The sequence below is a fragment of the Solidesulfovibrio fructosivorans JJ] genome, assembly GCF_000179555.1.
GTDB classification, from domain to species: Bacteria; Desulfobacterota; Desulfovibrionia; order Desulfovibrionales; family Desulfovibrionaceae; genus Solidesulfovibrio; species Solidesulfovibrio fructosivorans.
In genome coordinates this window covers 1-17,690 of record NZ_AECZ01000028.1, presented here as the reverse complement: position 1 = coordinate 17,690, position 17,690 = coordinate 1, and the positions used below count along the sequence as shown (strand labels likewise).

The 17,690-nt window shown below is 66.0% G+C and carries 13 protein-coding genes; 6 read left to right on the top strand and 7 right to left on the bottom strand.

Annotated features, from left to right (window positions below):
* Positions 1–202: 202 nt before the first annotated feature.
* Complete coding sequence (locus DESFRDRAFT_RS16085; RefSeq protein WP_005995680.1) at positions 203–1,537, bottom strand: ATP-dependent 6-phosphofructokinase; 1,335 nt, start codon at positions 1,535–1,537, stop codon at positions 203–205.
* Between the two features lie 96 nt (positions 1,538–1,633).
* Positions 1,634–1,996: a DUF2917 domain-containing protein gene (locus DESFRDRAFT_RS16080; protein ID WP_005995677.1), complete on the bottom strand. Its 363-nt coding sequence runs from the start codon at positions 1,994–1,996 to the stop codon at positions 1,634–1,636.
* Positions 1,997–2,127: 131 nt separating this feature from the next.
* Here DESFRDRAFT_RS16080 and DESFRDRAFT_RS16075 point away from each other — a divergent pair, with 131 nt between their 5' ends.
* From DESFRDRAFT_RS16075 to DESFRDRAFT_RS20850, 4 genes are all read left to right on the top strand, one after another.
* Entirely contained in the window at positions 2,128–3,615 is a 1,488-nt protein-coding gene (locus tag DESFRDRAFT_RS16075) for an aminotransferase-like domain-containing protein (protein WP_005995675.1), read from the top strand.
* Positions 3,616–3,733: 118 nt separating this feature from the next.
* Positions 3,734–4,057: an STAS domain-containing protein gene (locus DESFRDRAFT_RS16070; RefSeq protein WP_005995672.1), complete on the top strand. Its 324-nt coding sequence runs from the start codon at positions 3,734–3,736 to the stop codon at positions 4,055–4,057.
* A 164-nt stretch (positions 4,058–4,221) separates the two neighbouring features.
* Positions 4,222–5,160 (top strand): SAM-dependent methyltransferase, encoded by a 939-nt coding sequence (locus tag DESFRDRAFT_RS16065; protein WP_005995670.1) that lies wholly within the window; start codon positions 4,222–4,224, stop codon positions 5,158–5,160.
* Positions 5,161–5,413: 253 nt separating this feature from the next.
* Positions 5,414–6,163 (top strand): hypothetical protein, encoded by a 750-nt coding sequence (locus DESFRDRAFT_RS20850; protein WP_005995668.1) that lies wholly within the window; start codon positions 5,414–5,416, stop codon positions 6,161–6,163.
* A 114-nt stretch (positions 6,164–6,277) separates the two neighbouring features.
* Here DESFRDRAFT_RS20850 and DESFRDRAFT_RS16055 read toward each other — a convergent pair whose 3' ends face one another.
* From DESFRDRAFT_RS16055 to DESFRDRAFT_RS16035, 5 genes are all read right to left on the bottom strand, one after another.
* Positions 6,278–9,403: an efflux RND transporter permease subunit gene (locus tag DESFRDRAFT_RS16055; protein WP_005995666.1), complete on the bottom strand. Its 3,126-nt coding sequence runs from the start codon at positions 9,401–9,403 to the stop codon at positions 6,278–6,280.
* The gene (locus tag DESFRDRAFT_RS16050) at positions 9,400–12,498 is read right to left on the bottom strand and encodes a multidrug efflux RND transporter permease subunit (protein WP_005995664.1); all 3,099 of its coding nucleotides are present in this window, start codon (positions 12,496–12,498) and stop codon (positions 9,400–9,402) included. The genes DESFRDRAFT_RS16055 and DESFRDRAFT_RS16050 overlap by 4 nt, the downstream gene beginning before the upstream one ends.
* The gene (locus DESFRDRAFT_RS16045) at positions 12,495–13,679 is read right to left on the bottom strand and encodes an MdtA/MuxA family multidrug efflux RND transporter periplasmic adaptor subunit (protein ID WP_005995662.1); all 1,185 of its coding nucleotides are present in this window, start codon (positions 13,677–13,679) and stop codon (positions 12,495–12,497) included. The genes DESFRDRAFT_RS16050 and DESFRDRAFT_RS16045 overlap by 4 nt, the downstream gene beginning before the upstream one ends.
* A 143-nt stretch (positions 13,680–13,822) precedes the next feature.
* Positions 13,823–15,373, bottom strand: a complete 1,551-nt coding sequence (locus DESFRDRAFT_RS16040; RefSeq protein WP_005995660.1) for an SAM-dependent methyltransferase — start codon at positions 15,371–15,373, stop codon at positions 13,823–13,825.
* A 269-nt stretch (positions 15,374–15,642) separates the two neighbouring features.
* Positions 15,643–15,846, bottom strand: a complete 204-nt coding sequence (locus DESFRDRAFT_RS16035) for a hypothetical protein (protein ID WP_005995658.1) — start codon at positions 15,844–15,846, stop codon at positions 15,643–15,645.
* A gap of 199 nt (positions 15,847–16,045) precedes the next feature.
* Between DESFRDRAFT_RS16035 and DESFRDRAFT_RS16030 the strand changes: the two genes are divergently transcribed.
* A complete protein-coding gene (locus DESFRDRAFT_RS16030) occupies positions 16,046–16,669 on the top strand; it encodes a hypothetical protein (RefSeq protein WP_005995656.1) in 624 nt (207 codons plus the stop codon).
* A 207-nt stretch (positions 16,670–16,876) separates the two neighbouring features.
* Positions 16,877–17,404, top strand: a complete 528-nt coding sequence (locus DESFRDRAFT_RS16025) for a hypothetical protein (protein WP_005995653.1) — start codon at positions 16,877–16,879, stop codon at positions 17,402–17,404.
* The last annotated feature ends 286 nt before the right edge of the window (positions 17,405–17,690 follow it).

The window sequence follows — 17,690 nt, the reverse complement described above, 5'->3', positions numbered from 1 at the left end:
GGAAAGAGACTTCCCGGGGGGACCCTTTTCTGAAGAAAAGGGTCCCCCCGGACCCCCCCTCCAAAAGACTTTTAATAGTTACAGACAATTACCGTCACAGCGTCTGTAACCGTTGAAAGTTTTTGGGAGGGGAGAGCGCGAGAGGGGAACCCTTTTTTCAAAAAGGGTTCCCCTCTCGCACACTCTTCTCTCTTCCCCCCAATTACCTGGCGCAGAAAATGGCGGGGTCGTCGATGAAGGGCGTCACCGTGTACTGGCCTGTGGATTCGATCACCGAGCGCCAGTAGTCCGAGGCGATGTTGAGCTTCTTGCGCCGCAGCGTCACGAGGTCGAGGGGCAGGTGGACGTAGCGGCCGTAGAGCTTGGACACCACCATCCCCGTCTTGCCGGCCATGGCCGCGTGCACCGCGTTTTGCCCCAGAAAGCCGCAGTAGACCCGGTCGTTGGCATTGGCCGGGACCGACCGGACGATATAGCTCGGGTCGATGAATTTGAGCGTCATGGGGATGTCGCGGTCGCGGAAATACGACTCGATCCTGCCGGAAAGGAATTCGGCGATGTCGCCGAGCACCGGGTTGCCCGAGGCGTCACGCAGCCCCGTGTCCGGGAGCAGGTCCTGCCCGGCGCCCTCGGCCACGACGATCACGGCGTGACCGCGCCGGGCCAGACGACTCTCCAGGGACGGCAAGAGCCCATGCTCCCCCTCCAGGGCAAAGGGGTATTCCGGCACCAGCACGTAGTTGACTTCCTTGAGCGCGAGCGTCGCCTGGGCGGCGATAAACCCGGATTCCCGGCCCATGAGCTTGACCAGGCCCACGCCGTTTAGGGCTCCGATGGCCTCGGTATGGGCGCAACGGATGGCCTTGGCGGCCTTCTCCACGGCCGTGTCGAAGCCGAAGGACTGGGTGACGAGGTTGATGTCGTTGTCGATGGTCTTGGGCACGCCGATGATGCTGATTTTCGAACCGCGCCGGCTGATTTCCTCCTGGATGCGCCGGGCCGCCTTCATGGACCCGTCGCCGCCGATGACGAAAAGCATGGCGATGTTGAGGCGCTCCAGGGCGTCGGCGATATCCTCGGGACGCTGGGGGCCTCGGCTCGAGCCCAGGGTGGTGCCGCCGAACTGGTGGATGTCGGCCACGTTGGCCGAAGTCAGTTCCACGGGCTCGTGGCCGTAGGATTCGATGAAGCCTTGCAGGCCGAAACGGATGCCGAGCACGCCGGCCACGTGGTAGTTGTGGTGGGCCTCCATGACGATGGCCCGGATGACGTCGTTTAAGCCCGGGCACAGTCCGCCGCAGGTGACGATGGCCGCCTTGACCTTGGACGAATCATAATAAATGCGGCTGCGCGGCCCGGCCAGCTCGAAATCGGCGAAGCACGGCCCCGAGCCCGAGCCGAATTCGCTGGCGTCGAGCTCCATCCTGGCGCGGCTGTCGTCGGCGAAGCGGCAATAAGGCAGCGGCGAAGGAATCTTGGCCGGCCCGAGAACCGGAATGGACGTGTCGATGGGGGCGATCGGACAGCTTTCTTCCATGCGGCAGGCTCCTTGCTGTCCTGGCGATAGCAGGTTGCGCCAAGCCCGGCAACACGATCCGGCGGCAACCGCGTTGCGCCTCGCCGACGAAAGGCGTCAGTCCCAGCACACCCGCACTTCCGACGCGTCGCCCCGCCCGGAAACCACCACCTTGCCGCCCCGGGAATAGCTCGCCCGCTGCCCTGGGGTCAGCACCCTGTCCCGGCCGTCGCCCGCCGCCGTCACCCAGACCGCGCCGCGCCGGCATTCCACCCGGCAAAACCGCGTGCCCGAGAGGCTCAGATATTTGCCCTGGCCCAGGCGTGCGGTGAGCTGCCGCCCCGGCGTGAAAAGCCGTTCCCCGGCCTCGGCCGCCACCCGCACGAACCGGTTGTCCCGAAAGCGGGAAATCCAGGCGTCCAAAAGCCCCGGTCGGGCCGCCGCAAGCTGTCTGTCTTCCTTGATGCGATCCGCGAACATGGCGTCCTCCTCAGGTTAGACCCGGCGGAACCGCCGCCGGCGCCCTTCCCTTAGACCAGAACGTCTGTTACCATGACAGATACAGTTCAAAGAAAAAATAGGCATAACAGATCACAAAAAAAGGAAACGCCATGCCCCTGCCCCAGACCGACGACGGCATCTTCCGCTACGTCAGCGTGGAGCGCCATATCCTGGAGCGCATCGAATCCGGGGAGCTGCTCCCCGGCGAACGCATTCCGTCCCTGCGCGCCCTGGGGACCCGACTTGGCGTCAGCGTGTCCACGGTCAACCAGGCCTACATGGCCCTCGAACGACGCGGCGTGGTGGAGGCACGGCCCAAATCGGGATTCTTCGTGCGCTCCCGGCCGGACCGCCCGCCCGCTCCCCGGCCGTCGCGCCTGCCGGCCAAGCCGCCCACGGCCATCAACCGGGGAGCGCTCATCCGGGAGGTGCTCGGCGGCATGGGCCGGCGCGACATGGTGCCCCTCAATGTGGCCCAGACCGACGAATCGCTTTTGCCCACGCGCCAGCTGTCCCGGCTTCTGGCCAAGGTGGCGACGGCCGGCGGCGAGTCGGTGGTGGGCTACGAGGGCGTGTTCGGGAATCTGGGACTTCGCCGCCAGATCGCCTGGCGTCTGGTCGAGGCCGGCATCGAGGCGCGGCCCGAGGACATCATGATCACCTCCGGGGCCATGGAGGCGCTGTACATCGCCCTGCGCTCGGTCACCCGGCCGGGCGACAACGTGGCCATCGCCGCCCCCTCCTATTACTGCTTCCTCCAGTTGCTGGAGAATTTCGGCCTGCGGGCCGTGGAGCTGCCCTCCCATCCCGACGGCGGCGTGCGCCCGGCCGACCTGGCCGCGGCGCTGGACCGCTTCGACATCAAGGTCGTGATCCTCACCCCCAATTTCAACAATCCCGACGGCGCGCGCATCCCCGACCCGGCCAAGGCCGAAATGACGGCCATGCTCACCGCCCGGGGGGTGCCGGTCATCGAGGACGACGTCTACGGCGACCTGTATTTCGACGGCGGCCGGCCGCGCTGCCTGGCCTCCTCCGACACCGAAGGCTACGTGCTTCACTGCTCGTCGTTTTCCAAGACCCTGGCCCCGGGTTTTCGTGTCGGCTACCTGCTCCCCGGGCGCTATGCGGCCAAGGCCTTCGAGATAAAGGCCACCACCAACGTCTGCTGCGCCACGCCCACCCAGATCGCCGTGGCCGAATACCTTTCCCAGGGCGGCTTCGAGCGCCACCTGCGCAAGATCCGGGCCGTGCTCGAACGGCAGGCCCGCATCATGGAGGAACGTATCCTGCGCAGCTTCCCGCCGGGAACGCGGGTCACCCATCCCGGCGGCGGCACGGTGTTGTGGGTCCAGCTCCCCGAGGCCGTGGACTCCATCGCCCTCTTCTACGAGGCCAAGGCCAAAGGCATCGGCGTGGCCCCGGGCAACATCTTTTCCAGCTGCGACCAGTTCAGCCGTTTCTTGCGCCTAAGCTACGGCAATGTCTGGACGCCGGTCGTGGACGAGGCGCTGACCACCCTGGGGCGTCTGGCCGCGGCCCAGGCGGAAGGAGCGGGCTTGCCTAAGGATGATGATTGCCCTAAGCACAACCCGTAAGCGTCATCCGAACACCATCCGCGTCCCCAACGCCGTGCGCCACATGGATTTTCGCGGCGCGCGGCAGACGCCGCCAAAGGGGAACGCGCGTCGCGGCCGCATCCCAGGGAGATTCCCCATGGAAAAGCCCCTTTATACGGAAACCGATCAGGCGTTGGTCATCCGCCTTTCCGGCGAAATCGTCATGGACCTGGCCGCCAACCTCAAAGCCGAGCTGACGCTCCTTATCGACGCCACGCAAAAGCCCGAGGTCGTGTGCAACATGCGCCGGGTGGACTTCATGGACAGCTCCGGCGTGGGCCTTCTCATCGGCATTCGCCGCCTGTGCCAGGACAAGGGCAAGGCCTTCAGCGTGGCCGACCCCAGCCCGGCCATCCGCAAGCTTATTTCCGTGCTGCGCCTGACGGAATTTTTCGCCATCGCTCCGGCCGACGCCTCCTGACCCCGCGCGGCCGCCATGCGCCTCGCCATCGTCCGCGCGAGGACGTGAGCCCGCGCGGCCCGGAATGCGTCCGCCCCAAAATCCGACGTCTTTCCCCGGCTTGCCTCGCGCCGGCCGGCGGCCTATGATATTTGGCCTTCAAATCCCTTATCCGGTGCCACCCCATGTCCTTTGCCGTCTACCATGCCGCCCCGGGCCTTCTGCCCGAGCTTGTCGCCGAACTCGGCGACGCCGTCACCGCCGTGCGCGATCCGCTGGTCACAGCCGACGGCCCGGCCAGGCAGGCCGCCTTCGCCGCCAACGTCTGGACCGAGCCGGTCTTTATCCCCGTGGAGTCCATCGGCGACGCGGCCAAAAAGCTCAAAGCCATCCAGCGCAACTGGGCGCTGGTCCCCTCGGGCCATTTCCGCCGGGCGGCGCTTGTCGCCGAGAAGCTGCCCAAGGTGGCGGCAAAGCCCCTCGTTTTCGGCGCGCCGCTTCCCACCGCGCCCCTTGGCGCGTTCACCCTCTGGGAGGAAAACCTGCTTCTGGCCTCGCCCGCGACCAGCGAACCCGTGCCGGCCGGGGAATACCGCTTCGTCGAGGACAAGGAAGGGCCGCCGAGCCGGGCCTATCTCAAGCTGTGGGAATTTTTCACGCGAACGGGCGTGCGCCCCGCGCCGGGGGAACTGTGCCTGGACATGGGCGGCAGCCCCGGCGGCTGGGATTACGTCCTGGCGGACCTCGGGGCGCGGGTTTTCTGCATCGACAAAGCGCCGCTCGCGCCGCACGTGGCCCATCACCCGCTGGTCTCCTGGTGCCAGGGCAGCGCCTTCGGCCTCGATCCGCGCCACGCCGGGGCCGTGGACTGGCTCTTTTCCGACGTGATCTGCTACCCCGACCGACTCTACGAATGGCTCTCGCGCTGGCTGGAACTGGGCGAATGCCGCCGCTTCGTGCTGACGGTCAAACTGCAAGGCGAAACCGATTCCGCCCTGCTGGACAAATTCCGCGCCATCCCCGGCTCCCGCCTGCTCCACCTTTCCCACAACAAGCACGAACTGACGTTCGCGCTGTTGGGGGAGGAGAAGGAGCCCTCCGGCGGCCAGGGGGAAACTTTTTGAAAAAAGTTTCCCCCTGGACCCCCTTCAAAAACTGTTGACGGGATCGGCGGGGGGAGCAGGTGTTGCGGGCAGCGCCTCTGCGATATGCCCTCACGCTATGCGCGCATGCGTGGACCCGAAAAAGCGGGCTGTTTTTTCGAAAACTATCGCCATTAAAATAAGGGGATGCGAGGCAACGAGACGATGATTCCAAATATAACGTAAAGTTTCCCACATAAAAGACGATAGGAGAGTAACGGCAGGAGGGAACCAAATGGGTACGACTGGAATTTCCGGGATGGGCAGCAAATTGGCTGATTATCTCTCGCAATTTCAGGAAAAACAGCAAGGGTCGCTCACCGCCGGCGACGCGACGTCGCCGTCCGGCGCGACATCGAGCCTGCTCTCCACGCTGCAAAACGATTCCGTGGCGATCTCCAGCGCGGGCTATACCAAAAGCCAGGATATCCTGTCGCTAAACGATGTCGGGAAAAGCACCGCCGCGGACGCGTCCTACCTCGATGCCTACATGGCCGGCACGTCCTCCCGGCTGTCCCTCCAGAATTCCATGAACAGCTCCCTGGAGTCGGAAATGGAATCGACGATGGATAAAGTGAACAAGGCGGCCTTCTGGAACAAACCCGGCCTGCGCACCGCCTCGATGCTGCAAAGCCTGGGCACTTCCTTCAAGGAAGTCTTCGACGATCTCCAGGAAATGGTCGAGGAGGGGATCGCCAAGGCCCAGGAAGCCAAGACGCAACCCGCCGCCGGCGAAGAAGGCGCAACGGACGCCTCGACCGATACCGCCCAGACGCAGGCCGCCGACGCGCAAAGCGCGACGCCCACGTCCACGCCTACGTCCACGGAAAGCGCTTCCGCCGACACGGGGCAAGCGTCCGATGCAAGCGCCGCCGCCAACGCGCAAGCCCAGGCGGCGGCGGCCCTCGCCGCCGCAGCAGCAGCGGTCGCCGGCGGAGAAGCCCCGGCGACAAGCGACAAGCCGTCCATCTCGCTTACCGTCTGACGATCACCCCGCACAGCGAAAAGGGGGCCGCACCGCCGGCCCCCTTTTTCGACGCCGCTTCTCGTCCCTACGCCGCTCCCCCCCAAAAAAAACGACTCTCCCCTTACGCCCCCATCAAGAGTTTTTGGGGAGGGAGGGGGTCTGGGGGAGGGGACCCCTTTTTGCAAAAAGGGGTCCCCTCCCCCAGCAGCGCAACCTATCCAAGTACAAATAGATCACAGGCGTCGTATAGAGGGTCATGGCCTGGCTGACGAGCAGTCCGCCGGCGATGGCGATGCCGAGCGGCCGGCGCAGTTCCGCTCCCGATCCCGTGCCAAGCGCCAGGGGCAGCGCGCCCAGAAAGGCGGCCATGGTGGTCATCATGATGGGCCTGAAACGCTTGAGGCAGGCTTCGTAGATGGCGTCGCGCGGGGAAAGGTCGCGCTCGCGCTCGGCGGAAAGGGCGAAATCCACCAGCATGATGCCGTTTTTCTTCACGATGCCGATCAGCAGGATGATGCCGATGACGGCAATGATGGTCAGGTCCATGCGAAAGGCCATGAGCGCCGCCACGGCCCCGAGTCCGGCCGAGGGCAGGGTCGAGAGGATGGTCAGGGGGTGGATGGTGCTTTCGTAAAGGATGCCGAGCACGATGTAGACCGCGATGAGCGCGGCGAGCAGAAGCAGCGGCTGGGTCGACAGCGAACTTTTGAACGCCTCGGCCGTGCCGGCGAAGCTGCCGCGCACCGACGACGGCAGATGCAGCGCCCGGGTCGCCGCTTCGATGGCCTGGGCCGCCTGGGACAGGGCCACGCCCGGGGCCAGGTTGAAGGAGATGGTGGCGGCCGGGAACTGCCCCTGGTGGTTGACCGAAAGCGCCGCCTCGCTCTGGCGGAACCTGGCCACCGACGCCAGGGGAATCTGCTTGCCGTCCGTACCGGCCACGTAGATCTTGCGCAGCCCCTCCGGGCTTTGCCAGATGCGCGGCGAGACCTCGAGCACCACATGGTACTGGTTCTGGTCGGTGTAGGACACGCCGACCAGGCTCTGGCCGAAGGCGCTGTAGAGCGCCGCGTCCACGGCCGCGCTCGTCACGCCCAGGCGCGAGGCCGTATCCCGGTCGACGTCGACAAAGGTCATCAGCCCGTTGTCCTGCTGGTCGGCGCTGACGTCGGTGAGGCCGGGCAGCTTCTTCATGGCCGCCTCGACCTTGGGCGAAGCCGCCACCAGATCGGGATAACTGTCCGAGAGCAGCGTGTACTGGTAGAGCGCCTTGCCTGGCCGGCCGCCCATGCGCAGCTCCTGGGCCGGCATGAGAAAGGCCGGCGTGCCGGGAACGGCGGCCAAGGCCTTGCGCAGCCGCCCCATGGTCACGGCCAGGGGCGGACGCTTGTTTTTGGGGCGAAGCGTAATGAACATCTGGGCCGAGTTGGTGCCGCCGCCGCCGGGTCCCCCGCCGCCCCCGGTAAAGCCCGTCACCGAGGCAACGTCCGGGTTGGCCCCGATGACCTTGATCACGGTCCGCAGCTTTTTCTCCATGGCCTGGAACGAGGTGTCCGGCGCGGCCTGGATGAAGCCCATGACCCGGCCGGTGTCCTGTTCCGGGAAAAAGCCCTTGGGGATGGCCACGTAGAGCCAGATCGCGCCGGCCAGCGCCCCCACCGTGGCCGTGAGCATGAGCCTCGGGTGGGACAGGGCGAAAGCGAGGCTGCGCTCGTAGCCGCGGTGGAGCCAGGCAAAGGCCCGGGCCGTAAGCCACGGCCGGCCGGAAGCCTTTTTGGCGACCGGGCGCAGCAGCACGGCGCACAGGGTCGGGGTGGAGGTGAGCGAGAGCAAAAGCGAGATGAGAATGGCGATGGAAAGCACCATGGCGAATTCGCGGAAAAGCCGGCCCACCATGCCGCCCATGAGCAGAATCGGGATAAAAACCGCCACCAGGGACACGCTCATGGAGACCACGGTGAAGGCCACTTCCTTGGAGCCCAGAAGCGAGGCCGCGCGCGGGGCCATGCCCTGCTCCATGTGCCGGGCCACGTTTTCCACCACCACGATGGCGTCGTCGACCACGAAGCCGGTGGCGATGGTCAGGGCCATCAGCGACAGGTTGTCCAGGGAGTAGCCCAGCAGGTACATGACCGCGAAGGTGCCGACGAGGGAGGCCACCGTGGCCACGGCCGGGATCAGCGTGGCCCGGGCGCTGCCGAGAAACACGAACACCACCAGGATGACCAGCAGGCAGGAGATGATCAGGGTGCGCTCCACCTCGGCCAGGGAGGCCCGGATCGGCGGGCTGCGGTCCATCTCCACCGAAATGTCCACATCGCCGGGCAGGGAGGCCCGCAGCTGGGGGATCAGCGCTTTGACGTTGTCCACCGTCTCGATGATGTTGGCCCCGGGCTGGCGAAAAACGATGACCATGACCGACGGCTTGCCATTGACGAAGCCGGCCGTGCGCACGTCCTCCACCGAGGGCGTGATGGTGGCCACGTCGGTCAGGCGCACGGCCGCGCCGTTTTTATAGGACAGGATCAGCGGCTGGTACTGCCAGGCCTCGTGGAGTTGGTCGTTGGTCTCCACCTCGTAGGAGCGATCCCCCGCCTCGATGCCGCCCTTGGGCTTGTTGACCGTGGTCTTGGTCAGCATGCTTTTGACGTCGGCGAGGCTCAGCCCCTTGGCGGCCAGGGCGGCGGGATCGACGTTGACCCGCACCGCCGGCAGCGCGCCGCCGCCCACGAACACCTGCCCCACGCCGTCGACCTGGGAGAGCTTTTGCTGCAGCACGGTGGAGGCCACGTCGTACATCTTGGTCCGCGACACCGTGTCCGAAGTGAGCGCCAGGACCATGACCGGCGCGTCGGCGGGGTTCATCTTCCGGTAGGTGGGGTTCTGGCGCAGCGTGGAGGGAAGATAGCCCATGGCGGCGTTTATCGCCGACTGGACATCGCGGGCCGCGCCGTTGATGTCGCGGTCGAGGTCGAAAATCAGGTTGATGCGCGTCGATCCCCGGCTGCTTTGGGAGGTCATTTCGCTGAGGCCGGCGATACGGGCGAACTGGCGTTCCAGCGGCGCGGCGACCGAGGTGGCCATGGTCTGGGGCTCGGCCCCGGGCAGTTGGGCCGAAACCGAGATGGCGGGGAAATCCACCTGGGGCAAAGCCGCCGCAGGCAGGAGCCGAAACGCGATGGCCCCGGCCAGGATCAGGGCCATGGTAAGAAGCGTGGTGCCGACGGGGCGGCGGATGCACAGCTCGGGAAGGGTCATGACGCGCGCACCGTCTCTTCCCGCGACGCCGTTTCGCGGCGGCGCCGGGCCAGGCGCTCGAAGAAAAGGTAGATCACGGGCGTGGTGTAAAGGGTCAACACCTGGCTCACGATCAAGCCGCCGACGATGACGATGCCCATGGGCCGGCGCAGCTCGGAGCCGACGCCGGTGCCGAGGGCCAGGGGCAAGGCGCCGAGGAGGGCGGCAAAGGTGGTCATCATGATAGGCCGGAAGCGCAGCAGACAGGCGTCGTAGATGGCGTCGCGCGGGGACTTGCCCTCCTCGCGCTCGGCGGAGAGCGCGAAATCCACCATCATGATGCCGTTTTTCTTCACGATGCCGATGAGAAGGATGATGCCGATGACGGCCATGATCCCCAGGTCCTCGTGAAAAAGAAGCAAGGCCCACAAGCCGCCGATGCCGGCCGAAGGCAGCGTGGACAGGATCGTCACCGGATGGATAAAGCTCTCGTACATGACGCCGAGCACGATATAGACCGTGACCAGGGCGGCGAGGATCAAAAGCGGCTCGTTTTTGAGCGAATCCATGAACGCCCTGGCCGCGCCCTGAAACGAGCCGACGATGCTGGCCGGCATGCCGAGTTCCGCCTTGACCGCGTCGACCGCCTTCACGGCGTCGCCGAGCGAATGCCCCGGGGCCACGTCGAAGCTTACGGTCGCGGCCGGAAACTGGCCCTGCCTGTTTATGACCAGCGGTCCCGTGCCTTCGGTCACCTTGGCCACGGCCGAAAGCGGCACCTGGGCGTCGCCCGCGCCGGGGAGACGGATGCGCGAGAGCGCGTCCGCGCCCTGCCCCATGTCGGTCGCGAGCCCGATCACCACCTTGTATTGGCTGAGCTCCGTGAACATGGTCGATATCTGGCGCTGGCCGAAAGCGTCGTAGAGGATGTTGTCCACGTCCGAGGGCGTGATGCCGTAGCGGGCGGCGGCCACCCGGTCGATGTCGATATTGTAGCGTAGCCCGCCCTCGGCCAGGTTGCTGCCGACGTTGCGCACGGCCGGCATCTTGGACAGCGCCGCCACGAACCTCGGCGTCCAGACCGAAAGCTCGGAGGAACTCGGCGTGTCCAGGGTGTACTGGTACTGGGCCCGGGCGGTGCGCACGTCCACGGTCAAATCCTGCACCGGCATCAGGGTCACGGTGATGCCGGCAACGGACCGGGCCTGTTCCTCGAGACGCCTGGCCACGGCCGAGGCCGAGGCGGCGCGATCGGCCTTGGGCTTAAGCACAACGGACAACCGGCCGGTGTTGAGGCTGGCATTGATCCCGTCCACCCCGACGTAGGAAGCGACCGACACCACGGCCGGGTCCTTGGAGAACAGGTTGGCCAATTCCTGCTGGCGCTCGCCCATGGCCTTAAACGAGATCGTGGGCGGGGCCACGGTCACGCCCGAGATGATGCCCGTGTCCTGGACCGGGAAGAAGCCCTTGGGCACGTAGATGTAGAGCACGACGGTCAGGACCACCGTGCCCAGGGCCACGAGCAGGGTCAGGGGCTGGTGGCGCAGCACCACGGTCAGCGTGCGGCCGTAGCCGGCGATGGCCCGATCGAAAAAGACCTGGGTGGCCCGGAAAAAGCGGCCGCCGCCGGCTCCGGTGTGGCCGAGCATGCGGCCGCACATCATGGGGGTGAGCGTCAGCGACACCACGGCCGAGAAAAGGATCGTCACGCCGAGGGTCACGGCGAATTCGCGGAAAAGCCGCCCCACCACGTCGCCCATGAAAAGAAGCGGAATGAGCACGGCCACAAGGGAGACGGTCAGCGACAGGATGGTGAAGCCGATTTGGCCGGCCCCGTCGAGGGCCGCCCGCATGGGCGAAGCCCCGTCCTCCACGTGGCGGGCCACGTTTTCGATCATGACGATGGCGTCGTCCACCACGAAGCCTGTGGAGATGGTCAGCGCCATGAGCGTCAGGTTGTTCAGGCCATAGCCGAGCAGGTACATGACGCCGAAGGTGCCGACAAGCGACAGCGGCACGGCCACGGCCGGAATGAGCGTGGCCCGGGCGTCGCGCAAAAAGACGAAGATGACGCCGACGACCAGGACCACGGCCAAAAGCAGTTCGAGCTGCACGTCCTCGATGGAGGCGCGGATGGTCACGGTGCGGTCGGCCATGGTGGCGAGATCGACGGAGGCCGGCAGCGAGGCGCGAAGGCTCGGCAGGATGGCCTTGACCCGGTCCACCACGGCGATGACGTTGGCCCCGGGCTGGCGCTGGATGTTGAGCACGATGGCCGGCTTGCCGTTCACCCAGGCGGCCTGCCGCACGTCCTCGGCCCCGTCGGTCACCGTGGCCACGTCGGACAGACGCACCGGCCGGCCGTTTTTGTAGGAGACGATCAGCGGCCGGTAGTCCTTGCTGGTCAGAAGCTGGTCGTTGGCCCCGAGGATGGAGGACTGGTAGGGACCGTCGAAGCCGCCCTTGGCCTGGTTGACGTTGGCCGCGGCAACAGCCGTGCGCACCGCCTCCAGGGTGATGCCATAGGCGGCCAGGGCCGTCGGGTTGGCGGCGATGCGCACGGCCGGGCGCTGGCCGCCGGCCACGCTCACGAGCCCCACGCCCGAAAGCTGGGAAATCTTCTGGGCAAGCCGCGTGTCGGCCAGGTCCTGGACCTCGGTGAGGGGCAGGGAATCCGAGGTCAGCGCCAGCGACAGGATGGGCGCGTCGGCCGGGTTGACCTTGCTGTAGACCGGCGGCGAGGGCAGGTCGTCGGGGAGCAGGGTCGAGGCCGTGTTGATCGAGGCCTGCACCTCCTGCTCGGCCACGTCCAGGGACAGGGACAGGGCGAATTGCAGGGTGATGATCGAGGCCCCGCTGGAGCTGGCCGAGGTCATCTGGGTAAGCCCCGGCATCTGGCCGAACTGGCGCTCCAGGGGCGCGGTCACCGCCGAGGCCATGACGTCGGGACTGGCCCCGGGGTAGAGCGTGCGGACCTGGATGGTGGGATAATCCACCTGGGGCAGGGCCGAGACCGGAAGCTGGAAATAGGCGACGGCGCCGGCCAGGATCACCGCCACCATGATGAGCGTGGTGGCGACCGGCCGCACGATGAACGGGCGGGAGAGGTTCATGATTTGTCGGCCGCCGCGCTGCCCGGATTCTTGATGACCACTTTCGCGCCGTCGCGCAGCCTGTCCGCGCCCTCGACCACGACCGTCTCGCCCGCGCTGAGCCCGGAAGCGATCACGAGGTTCGTGCCCACGGTCATGTCCGTGGTCACGGCGCGGTCGCTGACGGTATTGTCCTTGCCGACCACGAACACATGCGCCCCCTTGGGGCCGCGCAGTACGGCCGAAGCCGGCAGCAGGACCACGCCCTGCTTCTTTTCCAGGAGCAGCTCGGCGTTGACGAACTGGTTGGGAAAAAGCGTCTCGTCGGCATTGGGGAATATGGCCCGCAGCTTGACCGTGCCCGTGGCGGTGTCGATCTGGTTGTCCGTGGTCTCGAGCGTGCCCTCGGCCAGCTTCTCGCTCATGGTGCGGTCATAGGCGGCCACGGACAGCTTTTCCCCGGCGCGCAGGCGCTTGCGCACGGCCGGAAGCTGGTCCTCGGGCAGGGTGAACAGCACGCTTATGGGCGTCATCTGGGTGATGACGCAAAGCCCGGAGGAATCCGTGGCATGGATCATGTTGCCGGGGTCGATCTGGCGCAGGCCCACCCGGCCGGAAATCGGGGCCGTGATGCGACTGTACTCGATCTGGAGATTGACGTTGTCGATCTGGGCCTTGTCCGAGCGCACCGCGCCCTCGTACTGGCGCACCAGCGACGCCTGGGTGTCCTTGGTCTGGCCGGCCAGCATGTCCTTTTGGACCAGATTGGTGTAGCGCGCCAGATCGGCCCGGGCGTTTTGCAGCAGGGCCGTGTCCTTGGCCAACTGGCCTTCGTACTGATCGCGCTGGGCGATAAAGGGGCGCGGGTCGATCTGGGCCAGCAATTCGCCGGCCTTGACCTGCTGGCCTTCCTTGAACAGCACCTTGGTCAGCTCGCCGTCCACCCGGCTTTTGACCGTGACGGTTCTAAGCGGCGTGACCGTGCCGATGCCGGAGAGGGTCACGGGCGCGTCGCCGAGCCTGGCCGCGGCCGTGGTCACGGTCACCGCCATGGACATCCCGGGCGGCGGTCCCGGAGGCCTGGCCTCGCCCGAGCCTTCGTCCAGGCGCCAAAGCGCCCCCGCGGCCAGCGCCAGAAGCGCGACCAGAGCCAGCAATTTGAGGGGCCCGCGCGCGGCCCGACCGTCGGTACGTAGAGGCATGACGGACATCCTTGTCGTTTAGGCAATCGCCCGTAAAATACCCGAAAAAATGCGGTTGCCTCACCCACGTCGTAATCGGGAGGCGAGAGGTTACATGAGCGTGTCGCGGGAAGCCAGCGACAACCCGGCCGCTTTCAAAATCGTCAGGAAGATCGGGGGATAGTGACGTGCACAATACGGCTTACACCCGATTTTCGCAGGCCGTCGCTCCGCCCGGCCAGATAGCGCCGCGTCAGTTCCGCGCCGCCAAGGTCTTCGATAACCACGAACCCCATCCGGGCAAGCCTGTCGGCCAGGTCCGCCGGTTCGAAACAGGATTTCCACGGCTCTCCCCCGGCCGCAGCCCGGTCCATGATCGCCTCGCGGCCCTTACGTTCGGCCTCGGACAGCGTCTCCGGGTCGGCCGCGTAGTCGAAGAGAACCTCGGAGCCCGCCACCATCACGGAAAGGACGGCCAATGTTTCGAGCACCGTCGCTTCGGGCAGGTACATGGTGACGCCCGGCCAGGAAAAAAAAGCCGGCTCGTCCCGGCGAAACCCGGCCGCGTCCAGGGCCTCGGCCAAGGTTCGCCGCTCGAAATCCAGGGGAACGAACACGAGATTTTCCGGCGCGGCGATGCCCGCCTCGGCCAACCGTTGGCGTTTTTTCGCCTGGGTCCCGGGATGGTCAACTTCGAAAATCCGGCTGTCCCGGTCCGCCGTGCGGTAGGCGAAGGTGTCGAACCCGGCCCCGAGAATCACGTATTGGCCCAATCCCCGGGCCCTGGCCGCCGCCCAGGCGTCCTCGACGCAGCGGGCGCGCACCGCGACCGAGGCCCGAAGCCCGGGCAGAGTCCCGGCCGCGAACCGTGCCGGATCGTTGCGGATGACCGCCTCCCGCCCCGGCCCCACCATGGCCAGGGCGAGAGGATCGACAAAGACCGGCGGATCGTCGAGCAGCTGATGCGCCGCCCGCAGCGTGGCCACGCCCAGGGCCGTACCCGAGGGCACGGCGGGCCGGCAGTCGCGGCGATAGGCGGCCACGGCCGCGTCGATCCAGGCCAAGGCGGCCTGCGAAAACCCCACCGTCGCCCGCACCCGCTCCTCGCGGTCGAGCAGGCCGCGCATTTTGACCAGCAGCACCGGATCGCCCTCGGCCGTCCTGCCGGCCTGGCCAATGATGTCCCGAACCAGCTCCCGGGCCTCGGCCGCATCCGGCTCCTGCCCAGCGGACACGGCCGCATCGACCCGGCCGGCCAGTTCCCGCCAGGCGTCCTTGTCCCGTCCCTGTCGCAGCCGCATAAGCTCCTCCTCGGAAAAATATTGGCGATACACATGCAGCATCCCGAGCGCCTCCAGCCAGTCGTCGACGTCCGTGCCTTCCTTGTTGCGCATCCGTTCCCGCAGCCGCGCCAGCCGGTCCTTAAGCGCGATCGCCCGCCTGGCCTGGGCGTCGAGGGCCCGTACCTGCCGATCCAGGATGTCGGGCAGCTCCGGTTTGCCCCGGGACAACGCCTGGCCGATCTCGGCCAGGGAACAGCCGAACGACTTGAGCGCCTGGATGGCATGCAGGCGCATGACGTCCTTCCTGTCATAAAGGCGATAACCCGCGTCGCTGCGGCCCGACGGGGTCAAAAGCCCGATGGCGTCGTAGTGGTGCAGGGTGCGCACGGTCAGTCCCGATTTCCTGGCGAGTTCGCCGATGCGAAGCGACATGGGGTGCACCTCCATTTCCGCCGAACATAAACCCTGACGTTACGTCAGGCTCAAGGGAAAAATGGGCGGTCCGGAAAACGACGTTTTTGCAGCTTCGGGCCGGCAAAAATGTCAGGCCCATGACGCGGGATAGGGGGTGCGGCGGATGCGGGATCAATTAAAAAGACTGGGCGTGGCGGCAGGTTCCGCCCGAAAGGACGCGGCATGGGGCGGCGACGGTTGCAAAAGGCGGTCGGCCTCCTGCAACCCGCCGGATGAAGGGTCCCGGTCTACAAGGCCCCGCTGAAGCGCGCGAAGCTCATGCATTCGAAGCGGTTGGAAAACGGGCATGGTTCCTTGGAAAACCACTTCCGCTTCGGGCACCAGTAGGCCTTCTTGAAAGGCTCGTTGCACCCGGAGGGAGTGATTGCCTTGCGTGAGTGGGAACCGATGCGCATCCTGCCATCCGTGTGGGCGAAGCTGATGACGGCCATGACGTCACCTCCGTTTCCTTTCCCCATGCATAAGGCGGGCCAAACACAACAAAATGTACGCCAACTCGTTTATATAACAACAGATCCTCCCAGACGCCCTCCCCGCTTCCCCGACCCTGGCGCGCCGGCCGGATTTGATCTATTGAGCCACACAACCCACTCGCCGCGCCGGAAATACCGGCCGGCAAAGGAGGACGCCTTGGGACTTTTGGCTGCCAGCGGCGGATTCACCCGCTACAGGATCGTCGGCGACGTGAAGGACGACATCCTGCGGGAAGCCCCCGACCGCCTCAAAAAATACGCTTTCGTGGACATTGACGGCACCGCCGACGAACGCTCCTTCGGCTGGGTCGCCTTCGAAGACTACCTGGACACCGAATGGCGCACCGCGCCGCCGGAAAAAGGCCACTACCTCGCCTTCTCCCTGCGCCTGGACACGCGCCGCGTCTCGCCGGCCGTGCTCAAAAAACACCTGCGCCTCGCCCTCGACCAGGAAAAGGAACACAACCAGGCCGCAGGCAAAAACTTCGTCTCCAAGGACCGCAAAAAAGAAATCGCCGAACGGGTCAAGCTCCACCTCATGTCCCGGTCCCTGCCCATCCCGGCCGTGTTCGAGGCCATCTGGAACACCATGGACCACGTCATCTGGCTGTGCACCACCAACGGCAAGGTCCAAACGCTCTTCGAAGACCTCTTCACCATGACCTTCGAACTGCACCTCGAACCGCAAACCCCGGCCTTCCTCGCCGAACGCATCCTCGGCGTCGAACGCGGCCTGGCCATCGAACACGTCGAACCCAGCGCGTTCGGAGGAAATGGATAGAGAGGAAGAGAGAAAAGATGCCTCCGGCGGCCAGGGGGAAACTTTTTGAAAAAAGTTTCCCCCTGGACCCCCTTCAACAACTTTCAATAGGGGGTTGAGGCTCATGCCGCGCGGCCATGCCGGGATCGCTCCCGGGCAAAGGGCGCGTGGCCGACCAGCCAACCGCACACCATACCTAAAGCATACCGATGCCGGGAGGGCATGCGTATGGATATAAACATGGCGGAAGCCAAAAATCCGGTGCTCGGCCAGGACTTCCTGACCTGGCTCTGGTTCAAAAGCGAAAAAAGCGGCTGGCTCTTCAAGCTGCCCGACGGCTCCGAGGTCAACGTCTACCTGGAGCAGAAAATATCGGTGCGCGGCGGCTCCGGCGAGGAAGCCGAAACCGCCACCGTCTCCGGCCCCCATGCCCAGTTCGCCGAAGCGCGCCTGGGCGTCAAAAGCGGCAAACGCGTGGACCGCGCGCTCATCCGCTTCGAACAGGACGGCGAAACCTGGACCGTTGTGGCCAAGGCCGACGACTTCACGCTAAACGCCCTGCGCCCCCCCAAAACGGAAACCCGCTCCGAAGAAGGCGACGACCCCGACGCCAAGGTGCTGGAAAAGATGTACCTGATCGAAAAATGCGCCGGCTTCTTCGACGCGCTCTATACGCAGTTCCTCAATGTCCGCCTGAGCCAGGGCTGGACCGGCGAACTCTCCGATTTCGCCGAATGGCTGCGCGAAGGCGTGTAGCGGTAGCGGGAAGCGTGCCTCCGGCGGCCAGGAGAGGCGCTGCCTCTCCTGGACCTCACCGCCGGGGGGCGGGCGCGCCCCCCGGTCCCCCCGATTCGCTCTGGCCAGCGGAAGGCGTGGCCGGCTTGCGAAGGGTCGGAGCCCTGAAAGATGGTGCCTGCATTTCGCCCGACGATGCCGCCGCTTCGCGGCAGGCGCGCCGGGCGAAATGCAGGCACCACCAGCCGTCGCCCCTGCGGGGCGAAAGGATTGCACAGCGAATTTTAACAAATCGCCCCCATTAGAA